Genomic DNA, 19,102 nt, shown 5'->3' with positions numbered 1-19,102 from the left:
CGGTGGTGCGGACGACACGGTCCGCAGAGATAAGGGTGCCTGCAGGCGTCAGCCGCGAAGCTCGGCAGCCACCAGCTCCGCGATCTGGACGGCGTTGAGCGCCGCGCCCTTGCGGAGGTTGTCGTTGGAGAGGAACAGCGCGAGGCCGTTCTCGGCGGTCTCGTCGACGCGGATGCGGCCCACGTAGCTGACGTCCTGGCCGGCCGCCTGGAGCGGGGTCGGGATCTCGGACAGCGCGACGCCCGGCGCGTCCTTCAGCAGCTCGAAGGCGCGCTCGACGCTCAGCGGACGCTCGAAGCGGGCGTTGATCTGCAGCGAGTGGCCGGAGAAGACCGGGACGCGCACGCAGGTGCCGGAGACCTTGAGCTCCGGGATCTCCATGATCTTGCGGGACTCGTTGCGGAGCTTCTGCTCCTCGTCCGTCTCGAAGCTGCCGTCGTCGACGATCGAGCCGGCCAGCGGCAGCACGTTGAAGGCGATGGGGCGCTTGTAGACACCGGGCTCGGGGAACGCCACGGCGTCGCCGTCGAAGGCGAGCTGGTCGGCCGCCTCGGCGGTCTGGCAGACCTGGGTGTGCAGCTCGGCGACGCCGGCCACGCCCGAGCCGGAGACGGCCTGGTAGGTGGTGGCGACCATGGCGGTCAGCCCGGCCTCGTCGTGCAGCGGACGCAGCACCGGCATGGCGGCCATGGTGGTGCAGTTGGGGTTGGCGATGATGCCCTTGGGGCGGTTCGCGATCGCGTGCGGGTTGACCTCGGAGACGACCAGCGGCACCTCGGGGTCCAGCCGCCAGGCGGAGGAGTTGTCGATCACCACGGCACCGGCCGCGGCGACCTTCTCCGCGAGCGCGCGGGAGGTGGCGCCGCCGGCCGAGAAGAGCACGATGTCCAGACCGGAGTAGTCGGCCGTGGACGCGTCCTCGACCGTGATCTCGGTGCCCCGCCACGGCAGCGTGGACCCGGCGGAACGGGCCGAGGCGAACAGGCGCAGCTCGGCGACGGGGAAGGCCCTCTCGTCGAGGATCTTGCGCATGACTCCGCCGACCTGACCGGTGGCTCCGACGATTCCGATCCTCACGGGCGCTCCCTACCTCATACGTTCAGTGACGTCTGTCGCGATAGACGGTCCTACCTGGTTCAACAGTTCCATCATGAGGTGCTACCCGCACCAAAAGTCCAATCCATTGCCGCAGGTCCCGGCCCTACGGTGACCGGGATCACGGCTACGGGGCGGGCGCCCGTGTGGCCGCCCGCCCCGTATGTCGTTCCGTGAGGGTTACGACACGACCTTCTCGATCTTCACGCTGCCGCCGCCCGCGGCCGTGCCGGCCGCGTTGACCAGCTGGACGTCACCGAAGAAGGTGCGCCCTTCCGGAGCCGCGCCCGCGACCACGACCTGGGCCGTGACCTGGGCGGACGTACCCGCGTCGAGCTTGACGACCGCGGCCGGGTCGACCTTGATCTCGCCCAGCGAGGGGGCGAAGTACACATCGCGGTAGTCGTACTCCGAGCTGCCCGCGGGCACCTCGTAGCCGCTGACCTCGATGGTGTACTCGCCCGCGGCGGGCGCCTTCAGGCTGACCAGCTCGTCCGAGCCGCCGCTGGTGGAGGCGCCGACGGGCTTGCCGTCCTTGAAGACGGCCAGGTCCAGATCCGCCTTGGGGTCCGAGGCGCCGCCGATGGCGGCGTCGAAGCGGGAGACGCCCTCGCCGAGGGTGACCTTGGTGGTCCGCTTCTCACCCTTCTTGATCGACGGCCGGTCGATCTTCGACGAGCCGAGCTGGCCGCCCTTGAGCCTGCCGTCGAGCGCGGCGAAGCCGTTGGTGGCCTTCCAGGACACCGAGGTGGGGTTGCCGATCTTCGCCTCGGGCACGGTCTGCGTGGCCGGGTCGAAGGCGACGCCCAGCACGGAGGCCGTCAGCGCGTAGGGGTTGGCCGCCAGCGGGGAGGTGCGGCGGGACTCGACCTCGATCTCCCAGACACCCGGCATCGGGTTGGCGTACGTCCGCAGCTCGGGGCGGCAGGTGTTGGCCGGGTTCGGGTAGTTCGGGTAGCAGTTGACCGTGGAGGTCGGGTCGGCCGGGACGCCGTAGGGGCTGATGGCGATGAACCGGGTCTGGCTGCCCGCGGCCAGGCCGCCGAGCGAGACCTCCAGCGACTTGGCGCCCTTCGGCACCGTCACGAAGTACGAGGTGGAGGCGTTGCGCGCGGCCGTGCCGGAGGCCTTGACCACGTACGACGGCTTCGCCAGCGGCTGTGCGACGACGACGGTCGACAGGATCTGCTTGTCGATGCCCTCGGTGCGGCCGTCGTCGACGGTCAGGATCGCGCTGTGGATGCCGGCCGCCTTGGCCTTGGCGCGCACCTTGACGGTGACCGGCTTGTTCAGCGGCAGCCTGACCTCGTTGTCGCCGACGATCTTGAACGTGCCGTCGTTGTTCTCCCAGCCCAGCTCGTGCCAGAGGGCACGGTCGGGGCCGGTGGTGCGGGTCACGACGACGTCGTACGTCTTGCTCTCGCCCGCCTTGAGGCCGCCCTCGCGGTCGTAGACGCCGGTGCCGAAGCCCGGGGTCTTCAGCGCGCCGGAGAGTGCCGTGGCGACCGGGGCCTTGACCGTGTACGCGTGGCCGGTGGCGCCCGCGCGCAGCGCGTCCCAGGCGTCCTCGATCTGCATGAGGCCCGCACCCTGCTCGTGCGGCTGGAAGCCCTTGATCTTCTTCGCGGTGCTGGTGAGCGCCGTGCGCAGATCGGCCGGGGTGAGCTTCATCTTCTTCTGCTTGGCGGCCGAGATCAGCAGCGCCGAGGCACCGGCGGCCTGCGGGGAGGCCATCGAGGTGCCCTGCAGCATGCCGTAGCCGGGCGGGAGCTGGTAGCCGGCCTCGGCGACGGGCGCGCCCGGCTCCCAGGTGGGGGTCGTGTTGACCGAGGCACCGGGGGCGGAGATCGTCGGGGTGAAGCCGCCGTCCTCACGCGGGCCACGCGAGGAGAACGGCATCATCGCGTACGTGGCCTGGACCTCGGAGCCGTAGTTGGCGGCCCAGGTCTCCTTCGACACGGACGCGCCGACGCTGATGACCTTGTCGGCCAGGCCGGGGTCGCCGATGGTGTTGGTGCCGGGGCCGCTGTTGCCCGCCGAGATGACGAGCTGGACGCCGTAGTCGTCGATGAGCCGGTTGTACAGCTCGGAGCGGGCGTTGTTGCCGTCGTTCAGCGCGGGCAGCCCGCCGATCGACATGTTGACGATGTCGACGCCGCGGTTGACGACGAGGTCGATCATGCCCTCGGTGAGCGCCACGTTGGTGCAGCCGCCGGACCAGGTGCAGGCGCGCGAGGAGACGAGCTTCGCGCCCGGGGCCGCGCCGTTCATCTTCCCGCCGAACAGGCCGTTGGCGGCGGTGATGCCGGCGACGTGGGTGCCGTGCTCGGACTCGATGACACCGATGTTGACGAAGTCGGCCTTCTTGCCGACCCAGTCGCCGCCCTTCGGCGTCATCGGGACGTCCTTGCGGATCTGGATGACGAAGGGGATGCGCTCGGCGATCGGGGTGTCGGGGTTGTCGGTCCCGAAGTAGCCGATCTGGTGACCGTCCTTGTACGGCTTCATCTCGGCGTCGTTGCCGAAGTCGCCGTTGTCGTCGAGGTCGACGCGGGCGGTGCCCTTGGCCTTGTCGTACAGGACCGCCCAGGAGTCGGTGGTGTCGCCGTCCCGGTTCAGGTCGCCCTTCATGTCGCCGCCGGCGGTCACGCTCTCCCGGAAGAGGCTGACGTCGTAGGAACCGGCGGGCACGGTGTAGTTGCGCCCGTTGAAGGAGAAGCTCGGCCCGGAGACGGAGTTCGTCATCGGCAGCCAGGTGCCGTCGGCGTCCGCGAGCGGGTCGGTGGCGGTGACCCAGTCGACGATCTTGCGCTCGCCGGTGGTGGTCTTCTGCAGCGCGGGGTGGCCGAGGTCGACGCCGGAGTCGAGGATGCCGATGGTCACGCCGCGGCCGTCGGCCTTGGGGTGGTCCTCGACGAAGTCGACGGCACCGGTCTCGAAGGACGGCTGGTAGGGGTTGGCGGCCGGGGTCTTCCGGTCCGGGCCGGGGTACGCCTTGGCCTTCGCGGTGCGCTCGCCCTTGACGGTGTCGGCGCGCGGCGTCGGGTCGGGAAGCTCGATCTCCTGCTGGAGGTCGATGCCGTGCACGGAGGCGAGCTTCTTCGCCTCGTCGATGGCGGCGTCGGCCTTGCCGGTCGGGACGGTGGCCCGGACGTAGCCGAGCTTGTCGTGGGACTCGCCGACCGAGGCGCCCTTGATGGCGCCGAGCTTGTCCTTGATCTGCTCGGTCCCGCCGGGGGCCGTCGCGATCATCATGGTGACGGTCTTGACGCCGTCGGCCTTGGCGTCGGCGAGCAGCTTCGCGTCGTGCGAACCGAGCTTGTCCGAGGACGACTTGACCGTCCCCGGGGCGGGGCGGGGGTCGTCGGCGAAGGCGGGCGCGGCGCCCGCGGCGGTGAGCGCGGCCACGACGGAGGCCGCGACGGCTATTCGAGCCGCGCGTCTCGCGCCGCCGACGGGGGCGTGCTGGGGATCGGGGGTCATGAATATCCCTAGGTGACGACGTAGAAGGAGGTACGAGGACCTGGCGGGGCCAGGGAGGAAGCGTCCGGAAATCGGAGCCGGATGAGCGCTCACTTTTATGGAAGTGACGGGGGTTTGGGGAGAGTTGTCGGGGTGGGAAAGTAAGGATGGCGTAAACCCGCCATGCGCCACACGGGATGAAGCATGCCGAAGGCCGTGAAGCGGTCAAGGGTGTTCTCGCAGCTCAGCACGTGTAAGGCAAACGGACTACAGCACCGGCCCCGTGACCGGCGGGGCACTTCCCCTCGCGGGTGAACGCTGAGTGAGCGTCAGCGCGCCAGGGGACGAGTGCTGTATGTCTGTTCGCAATCGCCAAGATCGATGTGAGGTGATCGGCGGCGGCCGTTGCGGCCGCGTTCACGCCCAGGTCACTCGCGCTGCCAACGATCCTCACTGACAGAGCCGACTCACAGGACCGCAGCTCAGCAGCCCGTCCCGCCTTCGCGTTCGCACCGGGGAGACCGCATATGCCTCGCAGATCCCGTAGACCCGCAGGACTCGACCGCCGCACGTTCCTCGCTGCGGCGGGCGCCGTCGGCACCGCCACCGCCACCGGGCTCGGACTCGCCCTGGGACCCGACAGCGGCCGGGCCGCCGCCCTGCAGCCCACGGCCGACGCCACCAAGAGCCCGGCCGCCACGGAGGAGGTCGCGGCGGGCACCCCCACCGGGGCCGGCACCACCCTCGTCTCGGTCGCCGCGCCCGCCGGCACCACCGGCTACCGGCGGCTCGGCGAGGGCCCCGGCTGGCCGCGCGTCGTCCGCTCCGAGCTCGCCACGGGCCGGCCGGGGCGCGAGGACCGCCGGACCACCCTGGCCTCCTTCGTGCAGTTCACCGACCTCCACCTGACGGATGTGCAGCACCCGCTGCGCTACGAGTTCTTCCGGGCCGGCGACGCCGGGGCCTGGCGCCCGCACGAGGCGCTCACCCTGCCCGGCGCCGTCGCCCTGGTCGAGCGCGTCAACAAGCTCCGCCGGGGGCCCGCCACCGGCACGCCCCTGGGCTTCGTCATCACCACCGGCGACAACGGCGACGAGAACGCGAAGATCGAGGCGGAGTGGTTCCTGACCGCCCTCAGCGGCGGCCGGCTGAACCCCCAGACCGGCGACCCCCGCCGCTACGAGGGCGTCCAGGACAGCGGCCTCAAGCTGTACTGGCACCCCGACAGCGCCCTGAACGACGACGACAAGAAGCTCGGCTACCCCCGCATCCCCGGCTACCTCCGCGCCGCCACCCGCCGCGTCGACAGCCCTGGCCTGCGGATCCCCTGGTACTCGACCTTCGGCAACCACGACCTCCTCTCCGGCGGCTGCTACCCGGCCAAGGGCAGCTTCATCGAAGAGGTCTGCGTGGGGAACAAGAAGCTCCAGACCATCTCCGCCGCCGAGGCCAAGTGGCTCATGGAGGGCGAGGTCGCCGGCGTCGACCCCAAGGGCGAGCGCATCAGGGCGCTGCTGCGCGAGCACAAGAAGAACCTGCGCACGGTCACCGCCGACCCGCGCCGGGTGCCGCTGACCGCCCGCGAGTACATCGCCGCCCACCTCGACCCCGCCCACAAGGGGCGCGGACCGCTCGGCCACGGTTACACGCGCGCCAACCTCGACTCCGGCGAGCTCTACTACTCCTTCCGGGTCTCCGACCGGGTCGTCGGCATCAGCCTCGACTCCACGGACCCCGGCGGCCACTACCAGGGCTCGCTGGGCACCGCCCAACTCCAGTGGCTGGAGCGGACGCTGAAGGCCCACCGGGACGAGTACGCGCTGATCTTCAGCCACCACCCGAGCTGGAGCATGAACAACCTCACGCCCGACCCCGCCCGCCCGGGCGAGAAGCGGCACGACGGCAACGAGCTGATCGCCCTCCTCCAGCGCCACCCCAACGTCCTGGCGTGGATCAACGGCCACAGCCACCGCAACCGGGTGCGGCCGCGCGGCAGCTTCTGGGAGGTCTCCACCGCCTCGCACGTGGACTATCCGCAGCTCGCGCGGGTCATCGAGGTCACCGACAACAAGGACGGCACGGTCTCGCTCTTCACCACCCTCATCGAATCGGCCGCCCCCTACCGCACCGACTACGCGGACCTCTCCCAGACCGGTCTCGCCTCCCTCTACCGCGAACTGGCCTTCAACGCCCCGGGCTCGGACGGTTCCCTCGCCGGTTCCCCCACCGACCGGAACACCGAGCTCCTGCTCGCCAGGCCCTGACGGAGGCGGGCCTCACTTCGGCAGGACGACGACGTACGCGGCGGGTTCGCGGTCGGCCGACGCCATCAAGGCGGTACGGGCCACCGCGGCCTGCTGCTCCGGCGTCTCGCGCAGCTTCTTCGGCGTGATGTGCACGACCAGGATGCCGAGCCGCTCCAGGCGGTCGCGCTTGCCCGCCTGCTCCGCCCAGAGCGCGTCGTCGTCCTGGCGCGGCGTCCGCGCGTCGATCTCCAGCGCCACCCCGTACTCCGGCCAGTAGGCGTCCACACCGCCGAGCCGCGGGCCACCGGGCAGCCGCAGGTCCACGTTCCACAGCGGCTCGGGCAGCCCGTGCCCGCGCACCAGGTCGTACAGTCTGCTCTCCGCGATCGCCCGGCTCTCGGCGAGCAGGGTGTCGACGGCGTCCACCACGGCGGGCCGGTTCACCAGCCGGGCGCGGGTCAACTCCCGCACCACCGCGCCCGCTTCGCAGTGCCCGCCGCGCACCGCCTCGGTCAGCAGCCGGTGCACCGTCGTCGGCTCGGCCAGTCTCCCCACCGCGTCGGCGACCGCGCGGGCGGGCGGGGCGACCGGCACCCCGGTCAGCCGGACCGGACGCGGCAGGGTGTGGGCCCGCACCACCCGCACGAAGCCCGTCGACCGCAGCCGCCGGGTGCGCGGCACGAGGACGTCGATGTGGTCGAGGGAGAGCAGCGGGGGAGCAGAGGTGAAGCGGTGCAGGGCGAGCGCCGCCAGCCCGGTGATCATGGCCTCGCCGTACGGGGCGGCCTCCGCCGCGGCGTCGGCGTCGCCCGGCCGCGGGTGGTCCGTCGCGGGCCGGGTGCGCGGCAGGGTGTACAGCAGCCCGGCGTGCAGCCGCTCCTCGCTCGTCGGCGGGCCGGGGCGGAGCAGGAAGACGCCGGGCAGCAACTGCTGCCAGGGGCCGCCGGGCCGGCAGCGCTCGGCGACCGTGGCCCCCGGGACGCCGTGCTCGCGCAGTTGACGTGTCGTCAGGACGCGATGGCGGACGTCGGAGAGGTGGTGCAGGGGGCGGGGGGACAGGGGGGTGTCGGGGTTCATGCCCCGGCCATTCCCGCTGTCCGCCCACCTCCTAACCGCTGTTACACACCCGTCGGCAAATCAGGACAACTTCGCCCTAAAGTACGGGCGTTCGATGCCGATTACGGCCCGTCGCACTGCGATCACTGATGGTGATTCAGTTCGGCACGCCCGCGTCGCAGTCCTGCGCCCGCAGCGCCCGATCGAGGTCGTCCCGGGCCTCCAGCACCAGCCGCCGCAGCGCGGGGGCCGCGTCCTCGTGCGCCGCGAGCCAGGCGTCCGTCGCCTCCAGCGTCCGCCGGTCGTCCTGGAGCATCGGGAACAGCCCGCGCACCACGGCCATGGCGATCTCGATGGACCGCTCCCGCCACACCCGCTCGATCACCTCGAAGTAGCGGGCCGCGTAGGGCGCCAGCAGCTCCCGCTGCCCCGGCTGGTCGAAGCCCGCGATGGTGGCCTCGGCCAGGGCGTTGGAGAGGGCGTCGGACTCCACGACCGCCGCCCACGCCTCGGCCTTGACCTCCGCCGAGGGCCGCGAGGCAAGGCAGCGGACCTGGTGCCGCTTGCCGGAGGCGGTGTTGTCGCGGGCCAGCTCGGCGGTGACGGCCTGCTCGTCGGCAGCGCCCTGGGCGGCGAGCGTGCCCAGGAGCGCCCAGCGCAGCTCCTGGTCGACCTCCAGGCCGTCGATCTTCGCGTTGCCGTCCAGCAGCCCGCGCAGCAGCTGCAGATCGGCCGCGCTCTTCGCGCTCTGCGCGAAGAACCGCACCCACGCCAGCTGGTGGCCGCTGCCGGGCTCGGCGCGCCGCAGCTCGCGCAGTGCGGCCCGGGCGAGCAGCAGACCGCCCTCCTCGCGCCAGGCGGGCGCCACGTAGTGCACCAGCGCGGTCCGCGCGCAGCCCTGCAGCGTCTGGAGCACGCCGATGTCGCTCTCGGCCCCGGCGAACCGGTCCACCAGCCCCAGGTACTCACGGGCGGGCAGCAGGCCGTCGCGGGTGAGGTTCCACAGCGCGGACCAGCACAGGGCGCGGGCGAGGGGGTCGGTGAGGTCGCCGAGGTGCTCCCGCAGGGTGGTGAGCGAGACCTCGTCGAAGCGGATCTTGCAGTAGGTGAGGTCGTCGTCGTTGACGAGGATCAGCTCGGGCCGCTCGGCCCCGGCCAGCTCGGTCACGACCGTGCGCGGACCGGCGACGTCCACCTCGGCACGGGCGTAGCGCACGAGCGCGCCACCGACGTCCCGGCGGTAGAGGCCCACGGCCACCCGGTGCGGGCGCAGCTCGGGGTGCGCGGCGGGGGCCTCCTGGAAGACCGAGAGCTCGGTGATCCGGTCGGCGGCGTCGTAGGTCGCGTGCGGCGTCAGCGAGTTGACCCCGGCCGTCTGGAGCCAGGACCGGGACCAGGCGGTCATGTCCCGGCCCGAGGTCTCCTCCAGCACCCGCAGCAGGTCCGTCAGCCGGGTGTTGCCGAACGCGTGGCGCTTGAAGTAGCGCCGGGCGCCCTCGAGGAAGGCGTCCCGGCCCGCGTAGGCCACCAGCTGCTTGAGTACCGAGGCGCCCTTGGCGTAGGTGATGCCGTCGAAGTTGAGCTTGGCGTCCTCCAGGTCACGGATGTCGGCCGTGACGGGGTGGGTGGAGGGCAGCTGGTCGGCGCGGTAGGCCCAGGCCTTGCGCTGGTTGGCGAAGGTGATCCAGGCGTTCTCGAAGCGGGTCGCCTCCACCTGCGAGAAGGCGCCCATGAAGTCCGCGAAGGACTCCTTGAGCCACAGGTCGTCCCACCACTCCATGGTGACCAGGTCACCGAACCACATGTGCGCCATCTCGTGCAGGATGACGTTGGCCCGCCGCTCGTAGGCCGCCTGCGTCACCTTGCCGCGGAAGACGAACTCCTCCCGGAAGGTCACGCATCCCGGGTTCTCCATGGCGCCGATGTTGTACTCCGGCACGAACGCCTGGTCGTACTTCCCGAAGGGGTACGGGTAGTCGAAGTGCTCGTGGAAGAAGTCCAGGCCCTGCTTGGTGACGGTGAAGATGTCATCGGCGTCGAAGTGCTTGGCGAGGCCCTTGCGGCACAGCGCGCCCAGCGGGATGTCGAGGACGGTCCCGTCGTCGAACGTGCGGCGGTAGTGGTCACGGACAACGTGGTACGGGCCGGCGACGACGGCCGTGATGTAGGTGGAGATCGGCTTCGTCGGCACGAAGCTCCAGGTGGCGCCGTCGGCGCCGGTCGGGCGGGGCTCGCCGTCCTGCTCGCCGTTGCCGAGCACCGTCCAGCCGGTGGGCGCGGTCACCGTGAAGGTGAAGGGGGCCTTGAGGTCCGGCTGCTCGAAGTTCGCGAAGACGCGGCGGGCGTCGGCGGGCTCGTACTGCGTGTAGAGGTAGACCTCGCCGTCCTCGGGGTCGACGAAGCGGTGCATGCCCTCACCGGTGCGGCTGTACGCGCACTGGGCGTCCACGACCAGCGTGTTCTCGGCGGCGAGGGAGGCCAGCTCGATGCGGGTGCCGTCGAAGACGGTCTTGGTGTCCAGCTCCGTGCCGTTGAGCGTGACCGAGGTCACCGACGGCGCCACCAGGTCCGCGAACGTGCTCGCCCCCGGCTCCGCGCAGCGGAAGCGGATGGTGGTCACCGAACGGAACGTGCGGGGCTCCGGGCCCGCGCCCACCGCGGACCGCAGGTCGAGCGCCACCTCGTAGCCGTCCACGGTCAGCAGTGCGGCCCGCTCGCGGGCCTCCTCACGGGTCAGGTTCTCACCGGGCACGACGGGACTCCCTCGGGTGAATGTCACGTATGTCGAATGTCGAACACCAGGAATCATGGCACGCGGGTTGGTTGTTGATTCAGCTACTGACCTGCCCGGATGAGGAGACCCGCGTGACCGTTTCGGAGAAGACCCCCGTCGACTTCTGGTTCGACCCGATCTGCCCCTGGGCGTGGATGACCTCGCGCTGGATGCTCGAGGTGGAGAAGGTCCGCCCGGTCGAGGTGCGCTGGCACGTCATGAGCCTCGCGGTGCTGAACGAGGACAAGCTCGACCAGGTGCCCGAGGAGTTCCGCGAGTATCTGCGCACGGGCGCCTGGGGCCCGGTGCGGGTCCTGATCGCGGCGGCGAAGGAGTACGGCGACGAGGTGCTCGGCCGCCTCTACACCGCGCTCGGCACCCGCTTCCACAACCAGGACCTGCCGCGCGACCGCGAGACGATCGTGGCCGCCCTGGCCGAGGCGGGCCTGCCGGCCCGGCTGGCGGACGCGGCCGACTCCGACGCCCTCGACGCCGATCTGCGGGTCTCGCACAAGGAGGGCATCGAGAAGGTCGGGCAGGAGGTCGGCACCCCGGTCATCGCCGTCCCCGGTGCGGACGGCGGCCAGGTGGCCTTCTTCGGCCCGGTCGTCACCCCCGCCCCCAAGGGCGAGGCGGCGGCCAGACTCTGGGACGGCACGCTGCTGGTCGCCTCGACCCCGGGCTTCTACGAGCTGAAGCGCACCCGGACGCAGGGGCCGCTCTTCGACTGAGGCCCATGGCCCCGCACGGCATGATGGGGGTCATGATGAGGCCACGATGAGGAAGGCCCCCGCGCGATGCGACCGTGCGGGGGCCTTCCGTATGCCTGCCGCGTGAAGGGTGAGAAGACGATCACGAGCAGGCCGTGTGCGGGGTGCCGCTCGGGCACCCGGGGTGTTACGGGACCAGCAGGAGCGTGTTGCCCCGCTCCTTGGCCGCGGCGTAACGGGCGGCGACGTCCTGCCAGTTGACGACCTGCCACATGGCCTCGATGAAGTCCACCTTCTGGTTCTTGTACTGAAGGTAGAAGGCGTGCTCCCAGGCGTCGAAGACCAGGATCGGGACCGAGCCCTGGCCGACGTTGCCCTGGTGGTCGTAGACCTGCTCGACGATGAGCCGGCCGCTGACCTGCTCGTAGGCCAGCACGCCCCAGCCGGAGCCCTGGGTGGTGGCCGAGGCCTTGGTCAGCTGGGCCTTGAACTTCTCGAAGGAGCCGAAGGACTCGGCGATGGCGTCGGCGAGCTCGCCCACGCCGTCCTTGTCGAGGGGCTCGCCGCCGCCGTCACCGGTCATGTTCTGCCAGTAGATGCTGTGCAGGATGTGGCCGGAGAGGTGGAAGGCCAGGTTCTTCTCCAGGCCGTTGATCGCGCCCCACTGGTCCTTGTCGCGGGCCTCGGCGAGCTGCTCGAGGGTGTCGTTCGCGCCCTTGACGTACGCCGCGTGGTGCTTGTCGTGGTGCAGCTCAATGATCTTCGCGTCGATGACGGGCTGGAGCGCCGCGTAATCGTAGGGAAGTTCGGGAAGTGTGTAGATGGCCATGCCGAGCCCTCCGACTGCTTATTGCAATTAACTTGCAGGTAAACGCTATCAGCAAGTGCGTCTGAGGTGCCGTCACGGGGCCGGTCTTCCGTCGAAAGACCGAGGCGGGGTAGGTCCTGAAGATCAGGACCTACCCCGCCTCGGTGTGCGGATGGGGTGGAGCGTCAGCGCTTGGCGGCCGCCGAGCGCTGCTTGAGGTAGCCGATCAGGGCGAGGGCGATCGCCAGTCCGGCCGTGAAGTACAGCTGGAGCCGGGTCTCCTCCTCGCGCAGCATCAGCGCCAGGACGCCGACGATGCCGGCCAGGGCCAGCCACGTCAGGTACGGGAAGAGCCACATGCGCACGATGAGCTTGTCCTGCGGGATCTGCCGGCGCCCCACGAGCTGGGACACCGCGATGAAGCCCCACACCACGAGCGTGGCCGCGCCGACCATGTTGAGCAGCCACTTGAAGATGGTGTCCGGCCACCAGTAGCTGAGCAGGACGGCGACGAAGCCGAAGGAGGCGGAGGCGATGACCGCGAGACGCGGCACGCCGTTGCTGACCTTGGCGAGGACCTTCCAGCCCTGGCCGCGGGCGACGAGCGAGTACGCGATGCGCGAGGAGCCGTAGATGTTCGCGTTCATCGCGGACAGCAGCGCCACCAGCACGACGACGTTCATGATGTCGCCGGCGTGCGGGATGTCCAGGTAGTCCAGGACGGCGACGTAGGGGCCCTTGGCCGTCACCGACGGGTCGTTCCACGGGATCAGGGTGACGACGATGGCCAGCGAGCCGACGTAGAAGAGGGCGATGCGCCACATCGAGGTGCGGACCGCGCGGGCGACGCCCTCACGCGGCTTCTCGGACTCGGCCGCCGCGATGGTCACCGTCTCCAGTCCGCCGTAGGCGAAGACGGAGGCGAGCAGGCCCACGACGAGCCCGTCGAGGCCGGTGGGGAAGAAGCCGCCGTTGCCGGTGAGATGGCTGGCCCCGGGGGAGTCCGTGCCGGGCAGGACGCCCATGATGGCGAGCACGCCGAGGACCAGGAAGAGACTGATCGCGCCGACCTTCAGCGTCGCGAACCAGAACTCGAACTCACCGAAGTTGGCGACCGCGGCCAGGTTGGTGATCGTGAAGACGACCATGAACAGCGCGACCCACATCCAGGACGAGGTGTCCGGGAACCAGCCGACCATGATCTTTGCCGCGCCTATCCCCTCGGCGGCGACGGCGACGCACAGCAGGGTCCAGAACACCCAGCCGGAGGTGAAGCCCGCCCACGGGCCGATCGTGCGCTCCGCGTGCACCGAGAAGCTGCCGGAGGCCGGATTGGCCGCCGACATCTCACCGAGCATGCGCATCACGAGCATCACCAGCAGCCCGGACGCCGCATAGGCGAGCACGACCGCGGGGCCGGCGGCGGCGATGCCGCCGCCCGAGCCGACGAAGAGCCCCGCGCCGATGACGCCACCGAGCGCGATCATCGACAGATGCCGCTGCTTGAGGCTGTGCGACAGGGCCGCGGCGTCGGTGCCGACGTCATTGGCCGGAACGTCGGTGGTTGATTTCGGGTCGGAGGCCGCGCACTCAGGCGGAGAGGGGGGTATACCGGTCATGATCGTGTCTGCCCCGTTGGGTGTGAGCGGAAAAGTTGCCTCAGTGTGAAGGCCACGTTCGCTCAGGACAACACCCTTTGCAGAGGTGTCCGATATTCAGACGTCGGTATGACCGTACGTACCTGATGTATCGCCAGAACAAACGTGTTTTACGGCCGATCTATCGGGCCGGGCGGCCCGTCGCGCGCAGCCGGAGCTCGCGGAGCCCCGCGACCACGAGCACCGCGCCCGTCGCCGCCGCCGACCACAGCAACTGCGGCCGGGCCGCGTCGTCGGTCAGCATGAGCACCAGCACGGCGCCCATCGCGGCCAGCGCGACCCAGGTCAGATAGGGGAAGCACCACATGCGCAGCGTCAGCCGCTCGGGTGCGTCGCGCTCGATGCGCGGACGCAGCCGGAGCTGGGAGACGGCGATCAGACCCCAGACGAAGAGCAGGACCGCGCCCACCGCGTTGAGCAGATAGTGGAAGATCGAATCCGGCCACTTCAGGTTCAATATGACCGAGATGAAGCCGAAAGCGACCGATGCGAACACCGCTCGTCGGGGCACGCCACCGTCGGAGATCTTCAGCAGCGAACGCGGCGCCTCCCCGCGCTCAGCGAGCGAGAAGACCATCCGCGACGAGCCGTAGAGGTTGGCGTTCAGCGCGGACAGCAGCGCCACGAAGACCACGATGTTCATGATCTGCCCGGCCCCCGGCACCCCGATGTGGTCGAGGACGGCCACATAGGGGCTCTGCCCCGGCTTCATCGAGGACCAGGGGAGAAGGGTGACGATGACGAGCATCGACCCGACGTAGAAGAACAGGATGCGGTAGACGGCGCTGCGCACCGCCCGGGCCACCGCGCGCGCCGGGTCGTCGGACTCGGCGGCGGCGATCGTGACGACCTCCAGGCCGCCGAAGGCGAAGACGACGGCGAGGACGCCCGAGACCACGCCGCTGACGCCGTTGGGCAGGAAGCCGCCCTGTCCGGTGAGGTTCGTGAACCCCACGGCCTCGGTGTCCGGGAGCACCCCGAAGATCGCCAGCAGGCTCAGCCCCAGGAAGAGGACGATCGCGCCGACCTTCAGCGCCGCGAACCAGAACTCGAACTCGCCGAAGTTCTTCACCGCGGCGAGGTTGGCGGTGGTGAACACCACCATGAACAGCAGCACCCAGCCCCACTGCGGCACCGAGGGCACCCAGCCATGGGCGATCTGCGCGGCGCCGGTCGCCTCCACGGCGAGCACGATGACCAGCAGGAACCAGTACAGCCAGCCGACCGAGAACCCGGCCCAGCGGCCCAGCGCCCGCTCCGCGTGCACCGAGAAGGCGCCCGAGGCGGGCATCGCCGAGGACATCTCGCCGAGCATCCGCATCACCAGCATCGCGAGCGCGCCCGCGATCAGATACGACACGATGATCCCCGGCCCCGCCACGGCGATCCCGGCCCCGGACCCGACGAACAGCCCGGCGCCGATCACCCCGCCCAGGCCGAGCATGGTCAGATGCCGCTGCTTCAGCCCCGCGGACAGCGGTTCTCTCTCGTCACCGGTACGGGACTCGGCGACAGACGGGCGTCGTGCATGGGGCTTCGTACTCTCGGGATCTGTGCGGTGGGGGGCTGCGGCGGACTCACGGGCTCCGAATGTGTGGACTCCGCGAATCCGGCTACTTCCGACAGATTCTCCCGACCGAGTGGTATGTGCCAAGCTGCGCAGGTCGGGGGTGACGAGCATCACGGGTTCGCTGGGCGCCGGCCTTTGCGCGACGGTGCCGCCTTCCGGCGCGGGGTGCACGCCTGCGGCCGGTGCCGCCGCTCTCCGCCCCTCCGGGGCGGGCGGGGCCCTGCGGGCGGGTCGGGGCCGCGGCGACGCGGCCTGGCCGCCCCAGGGCCCGCCCACCGGCCTCGCCCCGGGTGAGTCACGCGTTCGTGCAGGGGCCCCGGCCGGGAGGCACAAGTCTCCAAGCCGGAGGCCGTCGGTTTGTCGCGGGTGCCCGGTGCTCGCGCGGTGACGCTCGGCTAACGTCAGGCTGTCCTTAGTTGCCCAGTCACCTCGCGGAGTACCGATGGCCACCGCCGCTGCCTCAGTTTCCCGGACCGGTACGGTCCTCGCTGATCTGCTCCCCGCCTCCACCGCCGGCCGCGCCCGCGTCCGCGACGCCGCCCTGGTCCTGGGCGGTGCGGCCCTCACCGGCATCGCCGCCCAGATAGCCGTCCCGGTGCCCGGCTCGCCGGTCCCGGTCAGTGGTCAGACCTTCGCCGTGCTGCTGGTCGGCACCGCGCTGGGGGCCCGGCGCGGCTTCCTCTCCCTCGCGCTGTACGCCGTCGTCGGCATGGCGGGCATGCCGTGGTTCGCGGAGGCCAAGTCCGGCGCCACCTTCCCGTCCTTCGGTTACGTCCTCGGCATGCTGCTCGCCGCGACCGTCGTCGGCGCCCTCGCCCGCCGCGGTGCCGACCGTTCCGTGCTGCGCACCGCCGGTGCCATGGCGTTGGGCTCCGCGATCATCTACGCGGTCGGTGTCCCCTACCTCGCGCTGGCCACGCACATGTCCTTCGCGGACGCCGTCGCGAACGGTCTGACGCCCTTCCTGATCGGTGACGTCCTGAAGGCCGCCCTCGCGATGGGCGCGCTGCCCGCCGCCTGGAAGCTGCTGGAGCGCCGGGGCTGACACCCCAGGCACACCCCGTACGGGCCGGGCCCGCACCCCCTCTTCGTGAGGGGGTGCGGGCCCGGCCCGTACACGCGTCCGCGGATTTTTGTTATCGGCGTCCGGTCGCCGCGTCTCCTGAGTGTTGGACCAGCACTCAGCAGACCCCGCACCGGAAGTGGATCCGCGTGAACCGTGAACCCGAGACTGTGACGTTCGACCCCGCCCCCGAGGGAAGCCGGCGCTCCCGCCGGAACCGGGGCAGGCGCCCGCGACGAGCCGTGATGGTGACCGGGGCGGTGGCCCTGATAGCCGTCGCCGGTGGCGGCTACGGCGTGGCGCAGGCAGTGGGGGACGGCGGCGGGGACAGCCGTCCGGCCGCCGGGGCCGCCTCGGTGCGGGACGGGCGCCAGGCCACCGAGCCGGCCGCCGTCGCCGCCGGGAAGAAGAAGGCGACCCCGACCGCTGGCGCCTCCGCGAAGCCGAAGAAGAAGCCCGAGGGGACCGGGAAGGCAACGGCGGACCCGGCGAAGGCCGGTAAGAAGAGCGGCTCCCCCGCCAAGCCCAAGCCCAAGCCGACGAAGAAGCCCAAGCCGAAGCCCAAGCCCAAGGGCACCCCGGCGGGCGGGCCGACCGCGCGCCTCGCGCAGCAGGTCGTGGAGATGGTCAACGCGGAGCGGGCCCGCGCGGGGTGCTCGCCCGTCACCGTCAACGCCAAGCTCCAGGCCGCGGCCCAGGGCCACTCCGACGACATGGCCGCCCGCGACTACTACGACCACACCACCCCCGAGGGCAAGAGCCCCGGCGACCGGATGACGGCCGCCGGATACCGCTGGAGCACCTACGGCGAGAACATCTTCAAGAGCCCCAAGGACGCCCGTACGGCGATGGACGGCTGGATGAAGAGCCAGGGGCACCGGGACAACATCCTCAACTGCTCCTTCAAGGAGATAGGCGTGGGCATCAACCTCAGGGCGAACGGCCCCTGGTGGACCCAGAACTTCGGCGCCTCCCGATAGAGCTCACCGCGCACACGAACGGGCCGGGCCCGCACCCCCTTGGTGAAAGGAGGTGCGGGCCCGGCCCGAAACGCGAGAGGAAACTACTTCGTGGCAGCCGCCTCGCTCTTGCGGCGGCGGTCCAGCACGAAGGAGACACCCAGGACGATCGCGCCGACCAGCACGGAGGCGAGGACGACCTGGCGGTTGTCGCCGCCCGCGTAGACCATGTAGCCGAGCACGAAGGTGATCATGCCGATGGTGGCCCACGTCAGGTACGGGAAGAGCCACATCTTCACGACGTGCCGCTCGGGGGTCTCCCGCTCGATGATGCGGCGCATCCTCAGCTGGGTGAAGCAGATCACCAGCCAGACGAAGAGCGCGACGGCACCGGAGGCGTTCAGCAGGAACTTGAAGACGGTGTCCGGCCACACGTAGTTGAAGATCACCGAGAGGAAGCCGAAGACGGTCGAGCCCAGGATCGCGATCCGCGGCACGCCGGTCTTGCTGACACGGGCGAAGCTCTTCGGCGCGTCGCCGCGCTGGCCGAGGGAGAAGGCCATGCGGGAGGCCGTGTAGAGGCCCGAGTTCAGGCAGGACAGGACGGCGGTCAGCACGATGACGTTCATGACCTGGCCGGCGTGCGGGATGCCGATGGAGTCGAGGGCCGCGACGTAGCTGCCCTTGTCGGCGATCTCCTTGGAGTCCCACGGGAGCAGGCTGACCACGACGAGGATCGAGCCCAGGTAGAAGACGCCGATCCGCCAGATGACGCTGTTGGTGGCCTTGGTCACCGCGCGCTGCGGGTCCTCGGACTCACCGGCAGCCAGGGTGACGATCTCGCTGCCCATGAAGGAGAAGACGACCATCAGCACACCGGTGAGGATCGCGCCGGGACCGTTGGGCAGGAACCCGCCGTGCGAGGTGAGGTAGTCGAAGCCGGCGCCGGGGTTGTCGGAGCCGGGGAGCACACCGAAGACCGCGAGCAGACCGATGGCGACGAAGCCGGCGATGGCGACGACCTTGATACCGGCGAACCAGAACTCGAACTCGCCGTAGGAGGCGACCGAGGCCAGGTTGGTCGCGGTGAGCACGACCATGACGATCAGGGCCCAGCCCCACTGGGGCACGGCCGGTATCCAGCCTTCGAGGATCTTGGCACCGGCGGTCGCCTCGACCGCGAGCACCACGACCCAGAAGAACCAGTACAGCCAGCCGATGGTGAAACCGGCCCAGCGGCCCAGCGCCCGGTCCGCGTAGGCGGAGAAGGAGCCGGAGGTCGGGTTGGCGGCGGCCATCTCGCCGAGCATCCGCATCACGAAGACGACCATCGCGCCGACGAGGGCGTACGACAGGAGGATGCCGGGGCCCGCGGCGGCGATACCGCCGGAGGAGCCCACGAAGAGGCCGGCGCCGATCACGCCACCAATAGCGATCATGGACAGGTGGCGGTTCTTGAGCCCGGCCTTCAGGCCGTCCTGGCCGGACGCGGGGCCCTGGCCGGGATCGCCGGCCGTCGGCGCCTTCGTCATTGTCGGCGGTGTCGCGCTCATGGAACGTTTCCTTTGGTTCTCGGGTTTCGAGCTTCCGCATTAGAACTTTTTGCAGGTGTCTTTCGGAAGACCCGAATCCGTATCGTTGTATTCACGGGGTAACCCCCGGACCCGACGACGGGTGCCCCCTGCGAGTCGTGCCACACTCG

At 70.5% G+C, this 19,102-nt stretch carries 12 protein-coding genes; 4 read left to right on the top strand and 8 right to left on the bottom strand.

Annotation, left to right across the window (positions count from 1 at the left end; translation table 11 throughout):
- Positions 1-48: 48 nt before the first annotated feature.
- Complete coding sequence (locus AB8O64_RS12895; protein WP_370419303.1) at positions 49-1,077, bottom strand: aspartate-semialdehyde dehydrogenase; 1,029 nt, start codon at positions 1,075-1,077, stop codon at positions 49-51.
- 198 nt (positions 1,078-1,275) lie between these two features.
- Positions 1,276-4,578: a S8 family serine peptidase gene (locus AB8O64_RS12890; protein ID WP_370419302.1), complete on the bottom strand. Its 3,303-nt coding sequence runs from the start codon at positions 4,576-4,578 to the stop codon at positions 1,276-1,278.
- A 506-nt stretch (positions 4,579-5,084) separates the two neighbouring features.
- On the opposite strand from AB8O64_RS12890, the gene AB8O64_RS12885 reads away from it, so the two are divergent.
- Positions 5,085-6,821 carry a TIGR03767 family metallophosphoesterase gene (locus AB8O64_RS12885; RefSeq protein WP_370419301.1) on the top strand — a complete coding sequence of 579 codons (1,737 nt, stop codon included), beginning with the start codon at positions 5,085-5,087 and terminating at the stop codon, positions 6,819-6,821.
- Between the two features lie 12 nt (positions 6,822-6,833).
- On the opposite strand, the gene AB8O64_RS12880 is transcribed toward AB8O64_RS12885, so the two are convergent.
- Complete coding sequence (locus AB8O64_RS12880) at positions 6,834-7,880, bottom strand: hypothetical protein (RefSeq protein ID WP_370419300.1); 1,047 nt, start codon at positions 7,878-7,880, stop codon at positions 6,834-6,836.
- Between the two features lie 136 nt (positions 7,881-8,016).
- A complete protein-coding gene (pepN, locus tag AB8O64_RS12875) occupies positions 8,017-10,611 on the bottom strand; it encodes an aminopeptidase N (protein WP_370419299.1) in 2,595 nt (864 codons plus the stop codon).
- A gap of 113 nt (positions 10,612-10,724) precedes the next feature.
- Here pepN and AB8O64_RS12870 point away from each other — a divergent pair, with 113 nt between their 5' ends.
- The gene (locus AB8O64_RS12870) at positions 10,725-11,363 is read left to right on the top strand and encodes a DsbA family protein (RefSeq protein ID WP_370419298.1); all 639 of its coding nucleotides are present in this window, start codon (positions 10,725-10,727) and stop codon (positions 11,361-11,363) included.
- Between the two features lie 166 nt (positions 11,364-11,529).
- Here the strand turns inward: AB8O64_RS12870 and AB8O64_RS12865 are convergent, their stop codons facing one another.
- From AB8O64_RS12865 to AB8O64_RS12855, 3 genes are all read right to left on the bottom strand, one after another.
- Entirely contained in the window at positions 11,530-12,171 is a 642-nt protein-coding gene (locus tag AB8O64_RS12865) for a superoxide dismutase (protein ID WP_356453045.1), read from the bottom strand.
- A 164-nt stretch (positions 12,172-12,335) separates the two neighbouring features.
- On the bottom strand, positions 12,336-13,637 hold the full coding sequence (locus AB8O64_RS12860; protein WP_370423859.1) for an amino acid permease: 1,302 nt from the start codon (positions 13,635-13,637) through the stop codon (positions 12,336-12,338).
- Positions 13,638-13,929: 292 nt separating this feature from the next.
- Positions 13,930-15,285 (bottom strand): amino acid permease, encoded by a 1,356-nt coding sequence (locus AB8O64_RS12855; protein ID WP_370423858.1) that lies wholly within the window; start codon positions 15,283-15,285, stop codon positions 13,930-13,932.
- A 535-nt stretch (positions 15,286-15,820) separates the two neighbouring features.
- On the opposite strand from AB8O64_RS12855, the gene AB8O64_RS12850 reads away from it, so the two are divergent.
- A complete protein-coding gene (locus AB8O64_RS12850) occupies positions 15,821-16,423 on the top strand; it encodes a biotin transporter BioY (RefSeq protein WP_370419297.1) in 603 nt (200 codons plus the stop codon).
- Positions 16,424-16,686: 263 nt separating this feature from the next.
- Entirely contained in the window at positions 16,687-17,421 is a 735-nt protein-coding gene (locus AB8O64_RS12845) for a CAP domain-containing protein (RefSeq protein WP_370419296.1), read from the top strand.
- A gap of 83 nt (positions 17,422-17,504) precedes the next feature.
- On the opposite strand, the gene AB8O64_RS12840 is transcribed toward AB8O64_RS12845, so the two are convergent.
- Complete coding sequence (locus tag AB8O64_RS12840) at positions 17,505-18,953, bottom strand: amino acid permease (RefSeq protein WP_370419295.1); 1,449 nt, start codon at positions 18,951-18,953, stop codon at positions 17,505-17,507.
- Positions 18,954-19,102 lie beyond the last annotated feature (149 nt).

Source organism: Streptomyces sp. QH1-20, from assembly GCF_041283565.1.
Classification (GTDB): Bacteria; Actinomycetota; Actinomycetes; order Streptomycetales; family Streptomycetaceae; genus Streptomyces; species Streptomyces syringius.
Note: the sequence above shows the minus strand (reverse complement) of the source record. Positions and strands in the feature narration are given on the sequence as shown.

What these genes read in the sequence shown, in the direction of transcription:
- AB8O64_RS12890 (WP_370419302.1), bottom strand. Translation starts at nt 4,578, where the DNA reads ATGACCCCCGATCCCCAGCACGCCCCCGTCGGCGGCGCGAGACGCGCG.
- AB8O64_RS12885 (WP_370419301.1), top strand. Translation starts at nt 5,085, where the DNA reads ATGCCTCGCAGATCCCGTAGACCCGCAGGACTCGACCGCCGCACGTTC.
- AB8O64_RS12880 (WP_370419300.1), bottom strand. Translation starts at nt 7,880, where the DNA reads ATGAACCCCGACACCCCCCTGTCCCCCCGCCCCCTGCACCACCTCTCC.
- AB8O64_RS12865 (WP_356453045.1), bottom strand. Translation starts at nt 12,171, where the DNA reads ATGGCCATCTACACACTTCCCGAACTTCCCTACGATTACGCGGCGCTC.
- AB8O64_RS12860 (WP_370423859.1), bottom strand. Translation starts at nt 13,637, where the DNA reads ATGATCGCGCTCGGTGGCGTCATCGGCGCGGGGCTCTTCGTCGGCTCG.
- AB8O64_RS12850 (WP_370419297.1), top strand. Translation starts at nt 15,821, where the DNA reads ATGGCCACCGCCGCTGCCTCAGTTTCCCGGACCGGTACGGTCCTCGCT.
- AB8O64_RS12845 (WP_370419296.1), top strand. Translation starts at nt 16,687, where the DNA reads ATGGTGACCGGGGCGGTGGCCCTGATAGCCGTCGCCGGTGGCGGCTAC.
- AB8O64_RS12840 (WP_370419295.1), bottom strand. Translation starts at nt 18,953, where the DNA reads ATGAGCGCGACACCGCCGACAATGACGAAGGCGCCGACGGCCGGCGAT.